11 protein-coding genes are annotated in these 17,252 nt (G+C 43.1%); 6 read left to right on the forward strand and 5 right to left on the reverse strand.

The genetic code is table 11. From position 1 onward, the window contains the following. Nucleotides 1–34 precede the first annotated feature (34 nt). Nucleotides 35–814, reverse strand: coding sequence for a sulfate transporter CysZ (gene cysZ / locus DL796_RS10275; protein ID WP_110201620.1), 780 nt, complete (start codon nucleotides 812–814; stop codon nucleotides 35–37). A gap of 144 nt (nucleotides 815–958) precedes the next feature. Between cysZ and smc the strand changes: the two genes are divergently transcribed. The 3 genes from smc to ligA are packed head-to-tail and all read left to right on the forward strand — an operon-like array spanning nucleotide 959 to nucleotide 7,551. Continuing rightward, nucleotides 959–4,456 carry a chromosome segregation protein SMC gene (gene smc / locus DL796_RS10280; RefSeq protein WP_110201621.1) on the forward strand — a complete coding sequence of 1,166 codons (3,498 nt, stop codon included), beginning with the start codon at nucleotides 959–961 and terminating at the stop codon, nucleotides 4,454–4,456. A 27-nt stretch (nucleotides 4,457–4,483) separates the two neighbouring features. Further along, a complete protein-coding gene (zipA, locus tag DL796_RS10285; RefSeq protein WP_110201622.1) occupies nucleotides 4,484–5,506 on the forward strand; it encodes a cell division protein ZipA in 1,023 nt (340 codons plus the stop codon). Nucleotides 5,507–5,529: 23 nt separating this feature from the next. Further along, a complete protein-coding gene (gene ligA / locus DL796_RS10290; RefSeq protein WP_110201623.1) occupies nucleotides 5,530–7,551 on the forward strand; it encodes an NAD-dependent DNA ligase LigA in 2,022 nt (673 codons plus the stop codon). A 65-nt stretch (nucleotides 7,552–7,616) separates the two neighbouring features. Here ligA and DL796_RS10295 read toward each other — a convergent pair whose 3' ends face one another. Together DL796_RS10295 and DL796_RS10300 are read right to left on the reverse strand one after the other, a co-directional pair. Further along, nucleotides 7,617–9,776 carry a diguanylate cyclase gene (locus tag DL796_RS10295; RefSeq protein WP_110201624.1) on the reverse strand — a complete coding sequence of 720 codons (2,160 nt, stop codon included), beginning with the start codon at nucleotides 9,774–9,776 and terminating at the stop codon, nucleotides 7,617–7,619. Continuing rightward, the gene (locus DL796_RS10300) at nucleotides 9,773–10,666 is read right to left on the reverse strand and encodes a hypothetical protein (RefSeq protein ID WP_110201625.1); all 894 of its coding nucleotides are present in this window, start codon (nucleotides 10,664–10,666) and stop codon (nucleotides 9,773–9,775) included. Before DL796_RS10300 ends, DL796_RS10295 begins: the two co-directional genes overlap by 4 nt. Before the next feature lie 122 nt (nucleotides 10,667–10,788). Between DL796_RS10300 and DL796_RS10305 the strand changes: the two genes are divergently transcribed. After that, nucleotides 10,789–11,367 carry a SixA phosphatase family protein gene (locus DL796_RS10305; protein WP_110201626.1) on the forward strand — a complete coding sequence of 193 codons (579 nt, stop codon included), beginning with the start codon at nucleotides 10,789–10,791 and terminating at the stop codon, nucleotides 11,365–11,367. Nucleotides 11,368–11,467: 100 nt separating this feature from the next. Here DL796_RS10305 and rne read toward each other — a convergent pair whose 3' ends face one another. Further along, nucleotides 11,468–14,470, reverse strand: a complete 3,003-nt coding sequence (rne, locus tag DL796_RS10310) for a ribonuclease E (protein WP_227593060.1) — start codon at nucleotides 14,468–14,470, stop codon at nucleotides 11,468–11,470. Between the two features lie 611 nt (nucleotides 14,471–15,081). Between rne and rluC the strand changes: the two genes are divergently transcribed. Both rluC and DL796_RS10320 read left to right on the forward strand, forming a co-directional pair. After that, nucleotides 15,082–16,038 (forward strand): 23S rRNA pseudouridine(955/2504/2580) synthase RluC, encoded by a 957-nt coding sequence (rluC, locus tag DL796_RS10315; RefSeq protein WP_110201628.1) that lies wholly within the window; start codon nucleotides 15,082–15,084, stop codon nucleotides 16,036–16,038. A 5-nt stretch (nucleotides 16,039–16,043) separates the two neighbouring features. Then, nucleotides 16,044–16,682 (forward strand): HAD-IIIA family hydrolase, encoded by a 639-nt coding sequence (locus DL796_RS10320; protein WP_110201629.1) that lies wholly within the window; start codon nucleotides 16,044–16,046, stop codon nucleotides 16,680–16,682. 4 nt (nucleotides 16,683–16,686) lie between these two features. Here the strand turns inward: DL796_RS10320 and DL796_RS10325 are convergent, their stop codons facing one another. Next, on the reverse strand, nucleotides 16,687–17,214 hold the full coding sequence (locus DL796_RS10325) for a peroxiredoxin (RefSeq protein ID WP_110201630.1): 528 nt from the start codon (nucleotides 17,212–17,214) through the stop codon (nucleotides 16,687–16,689). Between the last annotated feature and the right edge of the window lie 38 nt (nucleotides 17,215–17,252).

A 17,252-nucleotide genomic window follows, 5' to 3' on the forward strand; every position in this document is an offset into this window, starting at 1 on the left:
AGACTATCCCTGTGCAATTAATAGGTTTAAAGCCTCATTTTATGTAGGTTGAGCGATAGTTCTCATACCACAACTGTGTAGCGCCACAAACCGCGGCAGGCATCACCAGAAGGTTTAGAATGGGAACCATGGTGCATAACATCACCAGACTACCAAAGCCGAGCGTTCCGCTTCGTGACGTCTGTAAGGTTTTGAGCATATCGTCGAAAGATATTTTGTGATTATCCATAGGGTAGTCAATATATTGAACTGACATCATCCAAGCGTTAAACACAAACCAAATGATAGGAAAGGCGATTGCACCAAGAATTGGTATAAAGAGCACTAGAAGGCAGACCAATGCTCGCGGAATATAATATTTGAGCTTGGTCCATTCGCGTTTAAGCAACCTTGGCGTATCTTTAATAAGATCTTTAAAACCCTGGTCTTCAATCGGTGTATCTTGGTTGCCATGCTCGGCATGCAACTTTCGCTCGACAGCTTCAGCTAATAGGCCGTTGAAAGGGGCGGCTATCCAGTTGGCGAGCATCGAGAAGAAAAAGAAAATGAAGAGTACGGCGCCAATAATAACTAAAGGCCAGATAAGCCAAGCAAGAGCTGTGCCGAGCCATTCCCAAGCGCCCCAACTTGTAATAGTATTTTCTATCCAACTAGCCCACGAAGATATTTGATTTATAAGGTAAATCAATGCGATAGTTAGAAGAGTTAAATTAATGCCTAAAGGGATAAAAACGTATCTTTTGATGCCTTTTTGGAGCAACATTCTGAAGCCACTGGCTAAATAATGAGCACCTTCGAAACTATTTTGTGCCATAAATTGATTTTTTACACTTACTATGTGCTAAATGATGCAAAATAATTTACACTTAAACGCTTTAGAAGGTAACCCTAAAATTGTTACAGACCCTTACAGAAGTCTCTATTTAAGAGACAAATAAGAGAATACGTAAGAGAATAAATGCGATTAAAACAAATAAAATTAGCAGGATTTAAATCATTCGTTGACCCAACGACCGTATCGTTCCCAAGTAATATGACTGCTGTGGTAGGCCCAAACGGCTGTGGTAAGTCTAACTTGATTGATGCAGTACGCTGGGTAATGGGGGAGTCATCGGCAAAAAACCTTCGTGGTGACGCTATGACCGACGTGATTTTTAACGGTTCTACTGGGCGAAAACCAGTCGGTCAAGCGAGTATTGAGTTGGTATTCGATAACACCGATGGCACAGTAAAAGGTGAATATGCCAACTATAATGAAATATCCGTGCGTCGGATGGTTAATCGCGAAGCCCAATCCAGTTACTTTCTAAACGGTACTCGCTGTCGACGTAAAGATATTACCGACATTTTCCTTGGTACCGGTCTTGGTCCAAGAAGTTATGCCATTATCGAGCAGGGCATGATCTCGAAACTTATCGAGTCAAAACCTCATGAACTACGTGTTTTCCTAGAAGAAGCCGCTGGCATTTCAAAATATAAAGAACGACGCCGTGAAACGGAAAACCGAATTCGCCATACCCGAGACAACCTAGATCGCCTGAACGACTTACGTGAAGAGCTAGGGAAACAACTGTCTCACTTGAAACGCCAAGCGACGTCCGCCGAGCGTTATAAAGAATATAAAGCTGAAGAGCGTGAGCTTAAAGCGCAACTAGCTGCTATTCGCTGGCAACAATACAACATTAAAATTGAAGCGTTGGACGAAGCCATTTTGAAGATGGAGACTGAGGTCGAGTCTAAAATTGCCGATCAACGTCATTCTGACAGCGAAATCGAAAAATCACGCGAGCTACACATTGAGTTAACCGACGTTCACAATGAAGTCCAAGGACGTTTTTATGGTATTGCCGCTGATATAGCTAGACTTGAGCAGGCTATCGAACATTCGCGCCAACAGAAATCACAGCTACTCGAAGACAAGGCTCAGGTTGAATCGTCTTTAGATAAGCTTCGCGATCAATTAAAATTCGATGAGTCTAAACTTGAAGAGATGATGACTGAGCTTTTACAGGCAGAGCCTGAGCTCGAAATGAACTCTGAGCAGGTAGAAGAGCAGCAACAGCAACTCACCGACTTAGAAGAAGATATGCGCATTTGGCAGCAAGATTGGGATGTTTTCAACCAGCAAGCCAGCGCTAACGCACAAAAAGCTGAAGTTGAAAAAACTCGAATTCAGCATCTAGAGTCGCATTTGTCGCGTCACCAAAAACGTTTAGAAGAAATTAAAGAGGAAGTGGGGCAGCAACAGTCTGGCTCAATGGAATCTGAACTAACCAAAGTTGCGCAAGAACTAAGCATCGCTGAAGAGCAGGCTGAAAAGCTTGAGAACGATGTCCAGGATGCTGTTGAAAAGATTAATCAATCACGCCAAGAACAGCGCACCCATAATCAAAAGCTCGAAGAAACACGTAGAGAGTTACGTCTTTTAGAATCACGCAAAGTCTCCTTAGAGGCGCTACAAAGCGCGGCGCTAGGTTCTGACAATGAGCAGGCGGTGAAGTGGCTAGAGTCGAAGAAGCTCGATAGTCAGGCGCGTTTAGCACAAAACTTAAAGGTAGATGCTGGTTGGGAAGTGGCAGCTGAAACTGTTCTAGGACAATACTTAGAAGCAGTTGTTGTGGACTCTCCTGAAAGTTACGCCAGTAGTTTGTCAGAGTTGGCCTCTGGCTCAATTTTATTGGTCGATGGTGAATCAAATGCAAGCGCTGAATCAGGTCGCTTATCCGATAAGGTCAAAGGTGCATCAGCCTTAAACGGTACTTTAAATCACGTTCTTGTTGCCGAAGACTTGTCTGAAGCTTTATCAAAGCGCAGCGACCTGGCTGAACATGAGTCAATCATTACTAAAGATGGCGTTTGGCTTGGTAAGCATTGGTTAAGAGTCACTCGTGCTAGTGATAATGAAGCTGGAATTTTAGAGCGTGAAGCTGAGCTTAAAGAAATTTATCAAAAGATTGAGCAACAAGAAGCAATTCTAGAGCAGCTTGAAGAGACCAAAGAACAACTTTCCGAGCAGTTAAGTAACTACGAAGAGACGTGGCAGACAAAGCAGTCTCAGCTGGCGCAAGCCAACAAGAAACATAGCGAGCTAAGAGCCAAAGTTGGTACGCAGCAAGCTAAGTTAGAGCAAACTCAAGGGCGTTTAGAGCGCTTAAAGCGTGAACAACAAAATATCGTTGAGCAGGTTCAAGATGACGAAGCTGCGCTCGCAAAAAGTCGTCAACTTATTGAGCAGTTATTAGACTCGATGGAACAAGACAGCGACAAACGTGAACAATTAATGGCTGAACGTGAAGAGCGACGCCAACAATTAGAAACTCGTCGCACACAAGCGCGCGAAGCTAAAGAAGCAGAGCAAAAGTTAGCCATTCGAGTAAGTGCTTTGAAAGCTGAAGTGAACTCAACTCGTTCGGGTTTTGAGCGCGTTAATTCACAAATTGGTGAGCTAACGTCGCGCAAGGTCGAGCTTGAAAATCGTTTAAGCAGTGATAGTGACCCGACTGAAGAGTATCAGATGGAGCTTGAAGAGGCTCTAGAGAAACGCTTAGTGGTCGAAGAGGAAATGAAGCAAGCTCGAAACAAGCTCAGCGAGGTTGATGAGAAGATGCGTAAACTGGAACGTTTACGACACGAAGCTGAGCAGGGCGCACAAGGTGTTCGTTCACGATTAGAAAAGTTACGAATGGACTGGCAGGAAGCAAAGACCCGACAAAACACGCAGGCGGAGATCTTAAAAGATGCCAAACGTGAGGTAGAGGAAGTATTGGAGTCGCTACCGGAGAATGCTTCAGAAAGTGATTGGCTTGAACAAATTGAGCAGGTTACAGGGCGCATTCAAAGATTGGGCGCGATTAACTTAGCCGCAATTGAAGAGTTTAAAGCAGCTGAAGAACGGAAAGTTTACTTAGATGCACAGAACGATGATCTTGAGGAAGCTCTAGAAACTTTAGAGAGTGCCATCCGTAAGATTGATCATGAAACACGCACACGCTTTAAAGAAACTTTCGATAAAGTTAACAAGGGCGTGCAGGAGTTATTCCCTAAAGTATTCGGCGGCGGCCATGCCTACCTTGAGTTGACTGGTGAAAACCTGTTAGATACTGGTGTTGCAGTAATGGCGCGTCCACCAGGAAAGCGTAACTCTACGATTCACCTATTGTCAGGTGGCGAAAAAGCACTGACTGCGATTTCGTTAGTATTCTCAATATTCCAGCTAAATCCAGCACCTTTCTGTATGTTGGATGAGGTTGATGCACCTCTTGATGATGCGAACGTGGGGCGCTATGCCAACTTGGTAAAAGAAATGAGTGAGCATTTGCAGTTTATTGCTATTACTCACAATAAAATTGCGATGGAAATGGCGGAAACTCTGCTTGGTGTTACTATGAGTGAACCAGGTGTTTCTCGCGTGGTCTCAGTAGATGTCGATGAAGCTGCGGCTTTAGCAGCTTCCTAAATAATAAATCTGGTTAAGGGTGATTTAATGGAGTGGCAACTGGCGATTTTGCTGGCTTTAGTAAGCCTAGTCATTATTGGCTTTATTTATTTTGATGCAAAAAGACGATCACGAGTGCGACGCGAACGAGTTGAGCGTGAGCTATATCAAGAGCGTTTAGAAAAAAGCCGTGATATGAAAGGCTTTGACGATGATGGTGTTGGTCAGGTAAGAGTCGTGGGCGGCAGTAAAAGCTCCCATGATGATGCTCCAGACGAAATTATTTCTGAGCCTGTGGTTACTTCTAAGAAACAGCCGGAACTATCGGAACCGTCAGTAGATACGGCCGATGAAAGTCCGCGTCAAGAAGCGTCAACTGTTGAGCGTCAAAGCTCGGAGCTTCCAGTAGCAAATAAAAAACAAGAGCCCTTAGAGCCAACAATTTCTGAAACAGACATTCCTGTTTTAGATGATGCGCTGTTTGAGTTCACCAAAGAAAGCCTCAAAAAAGATCAGTCTATCTTGAATGAAGCTCAAGTGTCAGAGGCTAAAAAAGAGCCAAAGGTGTCTCAACCGCAACAAACAACACTGTTCGACGATCCGAGTGATGAAATTGAGGATGAACCTACTATTGAGACCGAGCCTGAGCTGATTTTTTCGCTGTTTGTTGTGGCAGAGCAAGAGCGTCCTTTTAAAGGACCTGAGTTGGTGCAGTCCTTAGTCGAACAGGGGATGCGTCACGGTGAGATGGATATTTTCCATCGTCATGCACAAGCTAACGGCCGTGGTGCGGTTCAGTTTAGTTTGGCCAATGCATTAGAGCCAGGAATCTTTGATTTGAAGAAGATTGATGAGCTTGAAACTCGTGGTTTAGCCTTGTTCATGACATTACCCGGTCCTAAAAAGCCTATGAAGGCGTATGATTTAATGGTGAAAACTGCTCAAGGCATTACTAAAGAATTAGGTGGTTACGTTTTAGATGCGACTAAAAGTAATTTTAGTAAACAGATTGAATCGCATCATCGTGAACAGATTAGCGAATTTGAACGTAAACAACTTCTGCAAAAATAAAAACTTCAACACACCTTACGATTATGACTAATAAAGCCGACAACCTAGTACAAGAGTTGGAGCGGTTACGCTCGCTTATTAACAACTACAATTATCAATATTATGTACTAGATGATCCTTCTGTGCCTGATGCTGAGTACGATCGACTATACCGTGAATTATCGAAGCTAGAGTCTGAACATCCTGATTTGATTACCGAAGACTCGCCGACTCAGCGTGTAGGTGCCAAACCCGATACAGGCTTTGCCGAAGTGGTTCATGAGCTTCCGATGTTGTCGCTAGATAATGCTATGGACTCTGACGAAATGAAGAGTTTTAACCGCCGGGTTAAGGAGCGATTAGCTCAGTCGGAGAATATCGAGTATGTGTGCGAGCCTAAGCTTGATGGTTTGGCTATTAGTTTGTTGTACGAAAATGGATTACTGACGCGGGCAGCTACTCGCGGCGATGGTTCTCAAGGTGAAAATATCACTTTGAACGCCAGAACTATTCGCCCTATACCGCTTAAACTTAGAACCAATAATCCACCGCAACGTTTAGAAGTGCGTGGTGAAGTTTTTATGCTTAAAAGTGCGTTTGAAGCGATTAATGAGGAAGCTCGTAATACTGGTGCTAAAGTTTTTGCTAATCCACGAAATGCTGCTGCAGGTAGCTTAAGACAGCTCGATCCTCAAATAACAGCGAAAAGAAACTTATCTTTTTATGCGTATTCTGTGGGGTTGGTGTCTGACGATTTTAAACTTGCAGACAAGCATTATGATCGTTTGGAGCAAATTAAGGAACTTGGCTTGCCAGTGTCTAGCGAGGTTAAAGTTGTTGAAGGAATTTCAGGCTGTCTTGAATATTATGAGGATATTGCTGAGCGTCGCGATTCGTTAGAGTATGAAATTGACGGCGTCGTTAATAAAGTTAACAGTATTGCGTTACAAGATCGATTAGGCTTTGTGGCAAGAGCTCCACGTTGGGCTATTGCTCATAAATTCCCAGCACAAGAAGAAATCACCCAACTTCTAGGTGTAGATTTTCAAGTAGGGCGCACAGGCGCTTTAACCCCAGTAGCGCGCTTAGAGCCAGTATCTGTCGGTGGCGTTACGGTCAGTAACGCAACGTTGCATAATATGGATGAAATTACTCGTCTTGGAGTGAAAATTAAAGACTCGGTAGTTATTCGCCGTGCTGGTGATGTTATCCCTCAGGTGGTTAGCGTGATTTTAGATAGGCGCCCGGATGATGCTGAGGCCATCGAGATGCCAGTGGAATGTCCTGTTTGTGGTTCAGCGGTTGAACGAACTGAAGGCGAAGCAGTCATTCGTTGTACAGGTGGCCTCGTTTGTTCTTCTCAGCGTAATGAAGCTATTAAGCATTTTGCATCGCGCAAGGCTATGGATATTGATGGTCTGGGTGACAAACTTGTGGAGATTTTTACGGAGAAGGGCTTCGTCAAGTCAATTAGCGATCTCTATCGTCTAACAAAAGAACAAATTGCTGGACTTGATCGCATGGGCGAAAAATCAGCAGTAAACTTATTAACAGCATTAGAAGCAAGTAAAACTACTACACTCCCCAAGTTTTTATACGCTCTTGGTATTCGTGAAGTTGGTGAAGTAACCGCTAAGAACCTAGCCAATCATTTTTTCACCATTGATGCGGTAATGAACGCGGACATTCAAGATTTAGAAGCTGTTTCTGATGTAGGCCCTATTGTCGCACAGCACGTCAAAGTCTTTTTCGAAAACCCCGATAATAGACAACAAGTCAAAGAGCTGATTGAACTGGGTGTAACCTGGCCAGAGATAGAAGCAAAGTCTGATGATGAGCTTCCCCTTAAGGATAAAACTTATGTCATTACAGGCAGTTTTGAAGGTATTAGTCGTGCTGAGATTAAAGACAAGCTTGAGTCATTAGGGGCCAAGGTTGCAGGCTCAGTATCTAAAAAGACAACAGCTTTAATTGCTGGTGAAAAAGCGGGAAGCAAATTGACCAAAGCCGAATCGCTTGGAATTGAGATTCTTGATATTAGTTTTGTGCAAAGCCTTGAGTCTTAAATAATAGTTAGACTATCAGTAGGTTATTAGGGTTTCTAGTAATCTACAGCTAATTAAGAGGGGCGCTATCTGGCGAGGTTGATTTGGTTTTTACCGCGATCCTTTGAAACGTACAGCGCCTTATCGGCTTCCCTTATCATTTGTAACTTATCTTTAGTGGTATCTTTAAGATCAGAAATACCGATACTTATCGTGTATTGGCATTTCTGACCTTCGATTATCATTGGAATTATCTTGGCGCTTACAATTTCAAGATAACGCTTAGCCTCAACCTTATTCATCTCAGGCAATACGATTAAAAATTCATCGCCACCATAGCGGCCTACGGTGCATGTATTAGGGAGCTCATCACGCAACAGTTTTGCTAAGTTTCTTAGGCAACGATCGCCAGCCTCATGGCCAAACGAGTCATTAATACTCTTAAAATCATCAACATCAACAAAGGCTATCGATAACTGTTGGTTACTTCGTAATGCCTTCATAAATTGTAAACCTAAGCGCTCTAGGGTCGCCCCACGATTTGAGAGCTGGGTTAGTTCATCGGTTTCAGCTTTGGATTGAATCAAACGCAGGCTCTTTACGTTTAGTAGACAACGTATCAGCTCGGTTGCATAGTGCTGTAAAAAGTCTAACATCGACTCTGTAGGCTCAAACTCATCATGCACTTCCAGAATGATGCAGCTCCACTCATGGCTTCGCATACTGACGGGTATGATAAACATATTGTCATACAAAATATCAGTTTCGAGCTTTTGTGGCGTATCTAAGTCACAAATTCGTTTAATTTGTAGTGAGCTGTCATTAATTAACTGCTGGAACTTTTGTCGCTCAGTATCAGACCTCGTATAAAGCGACAGCCGTGTATCCATTTGATAAACAGCTGCTCCACTGACAAATTTGACTCTTTTAGCCAGTTCTTTCAGAAAAATTCGAACCACCACAGTTTCATAATCTTGAGCTTTTGTTTTATGAAGCTTTTGGTTGATATTGTTGAGTAGGGTTGAAAACTCCTTTTGCAATTCGTAGGCTTGTGTTCGTTCGAGTGACTCTTTTTGGGCATCATCTCTTTGAGCTTTAATTTGTAGCACTCTATCGGCTAAGCCTAGCGTAAATATTGTTGCTTCCAATAACGAGGCAACTGCAAAGCCATAAGCTGTGATAAAGTTCAGTGGAAGTACCCCAAATATTGCTAGAGCTCTAAGGAATCCTGAGGTTGTCAATAAAGCGAAAGCTAGGGCAAAGAAAAAGGCTTGTCTATTTCCCTTTCTCAAGAGCTTAAAAACGACCCATACATATAATGGGAATGCCAGTATCAAAGTGAAGTTTGTAAAGTTAACTAATAGCTGAGGAACAGGATATAAAATTATGCCGGTAATTAAATAGCCAACCATAACGAGTCGAAAGCCGTTAAAGAGTTTATGCTCGAAAGGGGCTAAGGATTTAGTGGATAAGAATGCCTGAGTGAAGGTGTATAGGGCGTACATGCTGATGCATAAAAAAACAAATAGAATGTTTCGACTATCTGCTAGAAATGATATGGATGGAAACTGATAAATATAACCGGTCGTTCCCATCAGAAATATCAAGAACGTGGTGTTATAGAATATATATAGTAGGTATTCACGGCGTTTAATAATCAGGTAAAAGAAGGCATTTACTAAAATGAGTAAAAGTATGCCGAAGATAATTGCAGTAAATAATTGGTTATATTGATTGTCGATCCGGTTGTAGGTTTTGTAATCCCAAATTTCAATAGTGGGTTCGACTTTATTTTCGTGGCTTACCAATAAGTAACGTTCACCTGTGGAGAGTTTATCTAGATTATAAGAGTGTTGATAGGCCATAAATTCTGGCGCGCTTTCAAAGTCAAAGCGAGTCTTCTTACTAACTAATGTTAGTTCTTGGCCATCTAGCTCATACAGTGCAGTAAGCGATACGTGCCCAGGCTTAATAGTAAGCAAAGGGAGCTCAGTATCGATTCTCTTAGGTAGCTTATAAAGAATATTGGTGGCGTTTGTTTTGTTCGTTCCTAAAACATCGGATTCTATGTTTTTGATATTATGTAGGCCGCTCAGAGGGCCATGGTGTTGGTTTAGATTGTAGCTTTCGAAAGACGAGTGAATCGGCGCTAAATTTTTATTAGAGATAATAGTTGATACACCAACAAGCAAAGCCACCAGCAAAATGCTAATGGCTATGGTTGCGTAGTGTAATCTACCGATCATTTGATTTTTATATCCCCAATATGCCTTAACTCTGGGCAGTGTTGAAGCAGGTCACCTGGTGTAACAAACATTGATGATTGGGCTTGAAGGATTGCTATTCCTTGCTTCGAGTCAGCTTTATCGATATCGACCTGCTGGCTAACACCATGCAGTACTTTTGCAAAGTCATGAACGACTTCCAGTAATTCATCTGCAACAGTTCCTGAAGCTAGTAATGCTTCATTGTTCATTGCTTCAAATAGCTCTTTAGCAAGCTCCTCGTCGCTAGCTTGTTCAGACTGTAGAGATCCAAGCTGGCTAGCTTGTGGCTTATGTTTGAATGCTTTTTGCAATATGCTGGTGCGTGTGTTATCACTTTGTAGGTTGCCACTTTTAATCGTTAGCTGAAATGCTTTTCCAGCTTCTTGATAGCACTCAAACACAAATTGCGAGCACACCATTGGATGTTTATCCGGGTACTTATGTTGGTTGATAGCGTTTAGGAGCCTTTCTGTAAGCCGCTTAAGGATTCGCATTATGACTTTTTGCGTGGTGTCGCTTGGTGTGAATTTCTTATAAAGCAGTAAAATTCCTAATAAATACAGGTTATTAGTTGCGTAGGGTGCTTCACCATTGAGGTATTGAGCAGCCACATCCATCACTGGTTTAAAATCATCAATAGGCTTGTTCAAGCGCATGACGTGAACCGTTCGACCAGGGAAGCGCATAGTGGCTTCCGCAACACGAACCGCGGGGGGCGTTTCCTCAATCATTTTAGTTGGGATTTGATAGGTCATTGCTGCGTGGCTGACAGGGGCATCGGTTAGCCAAGTAATTGCTTTTGAAATCCAGCTACCTTCTTCAGCGGAGAATAGGAGAACATCTCCGGCTTGTAAGTCTCTAACGTGCATCGTAACTCCCTCTTTTTGCAGTTAATATAACGATTTACCGCAAAAAAGTATAGTATTTGTAAATGTCTAGCCATATAGATTAGCATAGGGTGTCAAGCACATACATTTGCAAAGGAGAACCTATGCGCTTTTTAACGGCTATCATAGCCACTGCGGCTTTCACATTTATTGATACTTCGGTGCAAGCCGCTGGAGAGTTCAATGGTTGCAAAGACTATGATGTCTTTATCTTGCGTCACCTCGAAAAAGACAACGATGGGACGAAAGACCCTAGCTTAAGCAAACTAGGAAAAGAAAATGCTAAGAAACTGGCTGAGCTAACGCTATTTAGTAATATCGATCATGCTTTTTATACGCCATACAAAAGAACTTATGAGACTTTAGAGTTTATCGAGGCTGAGAAAAACGTTTACGATCCCAGTCAGCCACAACAACTTGTTCGAAAAGTCAAAGACGAGCATTGCGGGGAAACAGTTGTCATAGTAGGTCACTCAAATACAGTACCTGATCTTGTGTCGGCCTTTGGTGGCGCTTTTACTGTGAGCTATGCAGGGAAGAGTTTAGGTCAGACACCAAGCGTTAGTTTAAGCGAGAAGGATTATGGCAGTATTTTCAGGGTGACATTCCATAACGAAAGACTTCACCAGCAGTTATATCAGCTAAATCCAAAAGGGCAGACAAAGGTGCAGCTGAGAAAGTAGTTCAAGAGAGGGTAGTGATTAACTCTTTCTACACCAGTCAAGTATGCTTTAGATAAAAAAAATCCCACGAATCACCGTGGGATTTTTTGTTCAGTTCTATTTATGAACTCGTTTTTGCTGCCTGTGACGAACTTTGCTCACGCGAAGAGTCGCTAGCTGATTCCGTCACCTTATTGTCGAAACTATAAGGTTGAGGCTTAAAAGCAATTGGCTCGATAGCTTCTAACGTTACGGCTTTTTTAGCCGGTGCGCTGGCTTGAAGTTCAACCTTCTGAGTTTCGGCTTTAACTGCAACCTTTGACTCAGTTTTCTTTGCTTCTTCGCTGCTCGCTTCGTTAGAGGCTGCTTGCGCCACTTCTTTTGACGCTTCCTCAGTTTCTTGAGAATCAGTTTCTTGAGAATCAGCTTCTTGAGAATCAGCTTCTTGAGAATTAGCTGCTTGAGCAGTTTCTTTTGCCGTCTCGGCCTGAGTAGAAACCTGCTCCTTAGGTGAAGGCGCTTCTACCTTAGGTTGTGATTCCTTAGCTTCAGATTGTTTCTGCTCTAATGAGTCACTGGAGTTTGCAGTAGTTTGCACTGGCTCTGCTTTCTGCTCAGCCTTTGCTTCTACCGAAGCTTCCTGTTTTGCTACTGGCTTAGCTTCAGCTTTTTGCTCTGCTTTTTCCTGTGGCTCTGCAGTAGTTTGCTCAGTGTTATTGCCTTGATTATTTGCTACAACAGCACTTTCAGAAACTTCTGGAAGCTTTTCATTTTTCAATACTTCCGACAAAGTACGCTCTAATGACTTGTGAGCTTTATAGACCATGATGTCTTCTGGCTTTGCTTTAGTGCGACTTTGTTGCTTCTCTTGAGCTTGTGGCTTTTGGTTCTTAGCCTGTTGCTCTTGAGGTTTTGCTTGCTGAGTTTCTGGCTGTGGCTTAGCTTGAGGCTGCTTGTTTTCAACCTTAGCTTGTTCCACCGGCTTTTGCACTGACGCTAAACGCTCGGCACGTGATTTACGTGGCGGACGTTGCTCAACCGGTTGCTTTGCCTGTTGCTGCTGTGGCTTTTGCTGAGCGCGGTTGTTGTTACGGTTGTCCTGAGACTGGCCTTGCGCTTGGTTTTGAGTCTGCTGACGGTTGCCACCTTTTTGCTGTGGGCCACGGTTCTGCTGACCTTGCTTTTGCTGGCGATTGTCCTGCTTACGCTGCTCATGACCTTTGTTTCGGTTGTCTTGAGAACGATTGTCCTGAGAACGATTGTCCTGAGAACGATTGTCCTGACGATTTTCATTACGGCGGCGGTTGCCTTTGTAATTTGAATTACCACGACGGTTGTTTTTGTTTTGGCGATTGTCTTGACGACCTTTGCCTTTATAGTTTTTGCTGTGCTTTTTATTGCCTTTGCCTTTTTGTTTCTTTTTATCGTCACCAAAAAGGGCAGTCCACAAGCGTTTGAATAAGCTCGGCTTTTTCTTCTTCGCCTTTTTCTCTTTCTTTTTAGGCTTTTTGCTTGGCTCTGGAGGAGGTGAGCTATGCTTTAGGCCTTTAAGTGCTGGCTCGTCTATTGGCTGAACTGGTTGCATAGTGCTTTTTACCAATTCAGTCTCTGGCGGCTTACCAATTAAGCTGTAGCTGTTGTCTTCTAGCGTTTCGCCACCTTTTACGCGCAATACGTCGTAATGAGGTGTTTCCATGTGTGGGTTTGGAACGACAACTAAACGTACTTTTTGGCGTTTTTCAATTTGTTCGATTTTACGACGCTTTTCGTTTAATAAGAACGTAGCCACTTCTACAGGGAGTACTGCTTGTACTTCTGCAGTGGACTCTTTCATCGCTTCATCTTCCATCAAGCGTAAGATAGAAAGACCTAGCGAGTCTGTACCACGAATCACACCTGAGCCACTACAGCGCGGACATACGTGCTGGCTTGATTCTTCTAGCGAAGGACGTAGACGCTGACGTGACATTTCAAGCAAACCAAAGCGAGAAATACGGCCGATTTGGATACGCGCACGATCTCGTGCTACAGAGTTCTTCAGTACCTTCTCGACTTCACGTTGATTGCGAGGAGGTCCCATATCGATAAAGTCGATAACAATAAGGCCGCCAATGTCACGTAGACGTAATTGGCGAGCGATTTCTTCAGCAGCTTCTTTATTGGTGTGAAGAGCTGTCTCTTCAATATCACCACCTTTGGTTGCTTTTGCTGAGTTGATATCGATGGATAATAAGGCTTCCGTTTGATCGAAGACTACTGAGCCGCCAGATGGCAAGCGTACTTCACGTTGGAATGCGCTTTCAATTTGGCTCTCTACTTGGTAACGGTTAAATAATGGGATTTCGTCTTTATAAAACTTAACTTTTTGTACGAAATCAGGACGCTGATATTGAAGCTCAGTCTTAATTCGATCATAAACTTCTTTGCGATCGACAATGATTTCGCCAATATCTGGGCGTAAATAATCACGGATAGCACGTGTGATAACGTCAGATTCTTGGGTAATTAGGAAAGGAGCAGGGCGACTATTAGCGACTTCTTTGATATTCTTCCAAAACTCTAACAAATACTTGAAATCATAATTGATTTCTTCAAGGCTCTTGCCAACACCCGCAGTACGGACGATACAGCCCATACCTTTTGGTGTTTGCAGCTGGCCCATGATTTGCTTGAGTTCTGTACGCTCTTCACCTTCGATGCGACGAGAAATACCGCCAGCGCGAGGGTTGTTCGGCATTAAAACTAGGTAACTACCGGCCAAACTGACAGAAGTGGTCAAGGCTGCGCCTTTGTTACCGCGCTCTTCTTTATCAATCTGAACGATGATTTCTTGGCCTTCTTTCAAGGCATCTTTGATGGTAGGGCGACCTTTGCTAGGCGGGTTGTGCATGTACTCGCGGGCAACTTCCTTTAAAGGTAGGAAGCCATGCCTTTCGGCTCCATAATCAACAAAAGCTGCTTCAAGGCTTGGCTCAATACGAGTCACTTTGCCTTTGTAGATGTTGCCTTTCTTTTGTTCTCTTCCCGCTAACTCGATATCTAAATCATATAAACGCTGGCCATCGACCATCGCTACACGCAACTCTTCGTTATGATTAGTTGCGTTAATTAACATACGTCTCATTGTATAAAAACTCTCTTTTTAAACCGCGAACACAGTGAGAGTGAGAACAGAAATCTTAGGAATAGGCTTAGGTTTACCGTCTAACTTGTTGTTTAGACAATAGTTTCCTTGCTTAATTGTGACAAACTTCTTGCGACTAAAAAGTCCTTCATTACAGTCTTTCCACGCTTAAAATTAACCAGTTATTTCCCGCTTGGCTATTTTATGTCTTACCGCTTTTGTGCATAAAAGAAGCCAAACCAACCGAGTCTTAGAATAATTTCAGACTCTACTATTCTGTTACTTCACCGTCTTCGGTGTTAATACTTAAATTCTTTTGGGGCGTTGGTATAACCAGGCGTTAATAACAATATGTTTACGCTTTCTGGGTTTACATCCTTCACCAAAGGTTGAGGCACTATTCATGATTGGCTTTGTTCTTTAACCAATTGCCTCACTTATCATCGGAACTCTATTTAGTCCCGTGGGGGCATTATAAACAGATAATTCTTATCCTACAATCTTTAATAGGTTTAAGTTCTTGATTTGTTTTCATTATCATGTAGTCATTGTCGAACAGCTGGGGTGTTTTAAGGTGTTGTTATTGTGCGTTTTAGGGTATAGTTCCGCCGATGAGTAATGATTCCCGCCCGAAAGTTAGATTTGTTGAAATCAGTGCCGAAGAAGAAGGGCAGCGCATTGATAATTATCTAGTTAAAACGCTAAAAGGCGTTCCCAAGTCGCGTATCTATAAGATGTTGCGTAAAGGTGAAGTACGTGTCAATAAAGGGCGTGTGAAAGCCGAATATAAAATCGAAGCCGGTGATACGGTTAGAATTCCGCCTGTACAAACCGCGCAGCGCGAGCAAGAAGTTCCGGTTAAGTTAAACGTAGTACAGTCGCTTGAAGACGCTATTATCTTTGAAGACGATCGCATCATTGTCCTTAATAAGCCATCAGGTATGGCTGTGCATGGCGGTAGCGGCATGAGTTTTGGCGTTATTGAAGCACTTCGCGCGTTACGTCCAGGCGCGCCATTTCTTGAGCTCGTGCATCGCCTAGATCGTGATACATCGGGCTGTTTGATGATCGCAAAGCGTCGTAGCACTTTGCGCTATATCCATAAACAATTACAAGAAAAGAAGATTACCAAGCGTTATTGGGCATTAGTTCAAGGTCACTGGCCGGCTAAGCAGAAGTTTGTCGATGCACCGCTTAGAAAGTTCCAAGTTAAGTCTGGCGAGCGACTGGTTCGAGTTAGTGATGATGGTAAGGCCTGCTTAACGAGCTTTCGTGTAGTCGAGCGCTTTAAAGACTTGACCTTAGTGTCGGCGGAACCTATTACGGGGCGTACTCACCAAATTCGTGTGCATGCACAGTCTGTTGGTTGTAGCTTGATAGGTGATGACAAATATGGTGATGATAGTTTAAATCAACAGTTTAAGCGTGAAGGCTTATGTGAACGGCTTTTCTTGCATGCTTATTCGCTGCAATTTAAGGTGCGTCCTGATGATAAGGAGCGGATAAAGGTCGAAGCTCCTTTACCAGAAGATCTCCAGCATACAGTCAATCAACTGCGGAAACTGTAACTTTTATGCTTACTCTCGAAACACCGCTAATCGTCTTTGACTGGGATGGAACCTTGATGGATTCGACTGGGCGAATCGTTTCTGCCATGCAGACAACTGCTAGAAATCTAAAGTTACCAGTGCCGAGTGACGATGAAGTACGTTCAATTATTGGCTTGAGTTTGAGCAATTGTTACCGACTGCTATTTCCGGGCGTTGATGACCATGATTGGATCACCGAGGAATATCGTTATCAATATGTTGATGGCGATAAAACGCCTAGTCCAGTATTCGAAGGTGTCGAAGAGGTTTTAACGAGCTTAAAAGAGCAGGGTTATTACCTGACTGTGGCGACAGGTAAAGCACGACATGGCTTAGATCGTGTTTTGGATGAGTCGAAACTCAGGCATTTCTTTGATAAAACAATTGCCAGCGATGAGTCGAACAGTAAGCCCGATCCGGCAATGTTGCATACATTAATGAAACATTTTGCGCTAAAGCCAGATCAAACCGTGATGGTGGGCGATACCATCCATGATCTGAAGATGGCACAGAATGCGGGTTCTCATGGTGTCGCTGTAACTTACGGGGCGCACAGCGTTGATTCTCTAAAAAAACACGCCCCGATTGCGATTATTGACGATATCCGTCAATTAATAGAATAGAAGCCTATCCCGCTAATTCCCTTTGCAATGATTTAAGCTTTTCTAAAACTTCTTCGGCGTGAGTATCAGGATCAACATCTTCGTAGTGATACACAATATTGCCACTTGGGTCGATGATAAAGGTTTCGCGCGAAGCGTATTCCATCGGGCCAAATCCAGCCAATACTTTATAAGCTGTGCTAGCTTCTTGGTCGACGTCCGCTAGGATGGTGAAAGGTAACTTGTAAGCGCTTGAGAAATCATTATGCGAGCTGACATCGTCTAAGGAAATGCCAACGATTTCGGCGTTTAACGCTTGATATTCTTGATATTTATCCCTAAAGTTTTTTGCTTCTGTTGTGCAGCCTGGTGTGTCGTCTTTCGGATAAAAATACAACACCAACCATTGCCCTTTATAGTCTTTTAGGCTTTTACTGTCGCCATTTTGATCATCCAATGTGAAATCTGGAGCTAGCGCCCCGACCCAGTTCGAGCTAGCAACGACGCTGAATGATAAAACTAAGCTTAAAACTAAAAATATAATGCGTGACATACGGTTACCATTTTTTAGAAAGGTGTATTGGTGTAGGA

Origin of the sequence: Kangiella spongicola (assembly GCF_003194565.2) — a bacterium.
Classification (GTDB): domain Bacteria; phylum Pseudomonadota; class Gammaproteobacteria; order Enterobacterales; family Kangiellaceae; genus Kangiella; species Kangiella spongicola.

What these genes read in the sequence shown, in the direction of transcription:
- cysZ (WP_110201620.1), bottom strand. Translation starts at nt 814, where the DNA reads ATGGCACAAAATAGTTTCGAAGGTGCTCATTATTTAGCCAGTGGCTTC.
- smc (WP_110201621.1), top strand. Translation starts at nt 959, where the DNA reads ATGCGATTAAAACAAATAAAATTAGCAGGATTTAAATCATTCGTTGAC.
- zipA (WP_110201622.1), top strand. Translation starts at nt 4,484, where the DNA reads ATGGAGTGGCAACTGGCGATTTTGCTGGCTTTAGTAAGCCTAGTCATT.
- ligA (WP_110201623.1), top strand. Translation starts at nt 5,530, where the DNA reads ATGACTAATAAAGCCGACAACCTAGTACAAGAGTTGGAGCGGTTACGC.
- DL796_RS10295 (WP_110201624.1), bottom strand. Translation starts at nt 9,776, where the DNA reads ATGATCGGTAGATTACACTACGCAACCATAGCCATTAGCATTTTGCTG.
- DL796_RS10300 (WP_110201625.1), bottom strand. Translation starts at nt 10,666, where the DNA reads ATGCACGTTAGAGACTTACAAGCCGGAGATGTTCTCCTATTCTCCGCT.
- DL796_RS10305 (WP_110201626.1), top strand. Translation starts at nt 10,789, where the DNA reads ATGCGCTTTTTAACGGCTATCATAGCCACTGCGGCTTTCACATTTATT.
- rne (WP_227593060.1), bottom strand. Translation starts at nt 14,470, where the DNA reads ATGAGACGTATGTTAATTAACGCAACTAATCATAACGAAGAGTTGCGT.
- rluC (WP_110201628.1), top strand. Translation starts at nt 15,082, where the DNA reads ATGAGTAATGATTCCCGCCCGAAAGTTAGATTTGTTGAAATCAGTGCC.
- DL796_RS10320 (WP_110201629.1), top strand. Translation starts at nt 16,044, where the DNA reads ATGCTTACTCTCGAAACACCGCTAATCGTCTTTGACTGGGATGGAACC.
- DL796_RS10325 (WP_110201630.1), bottom strand. Translation starts at nt 17,214, where the DNA reads ATGTCACGCATTATATTTTTAGTTTTAAGCTTAGTTTTATCATTCAGC.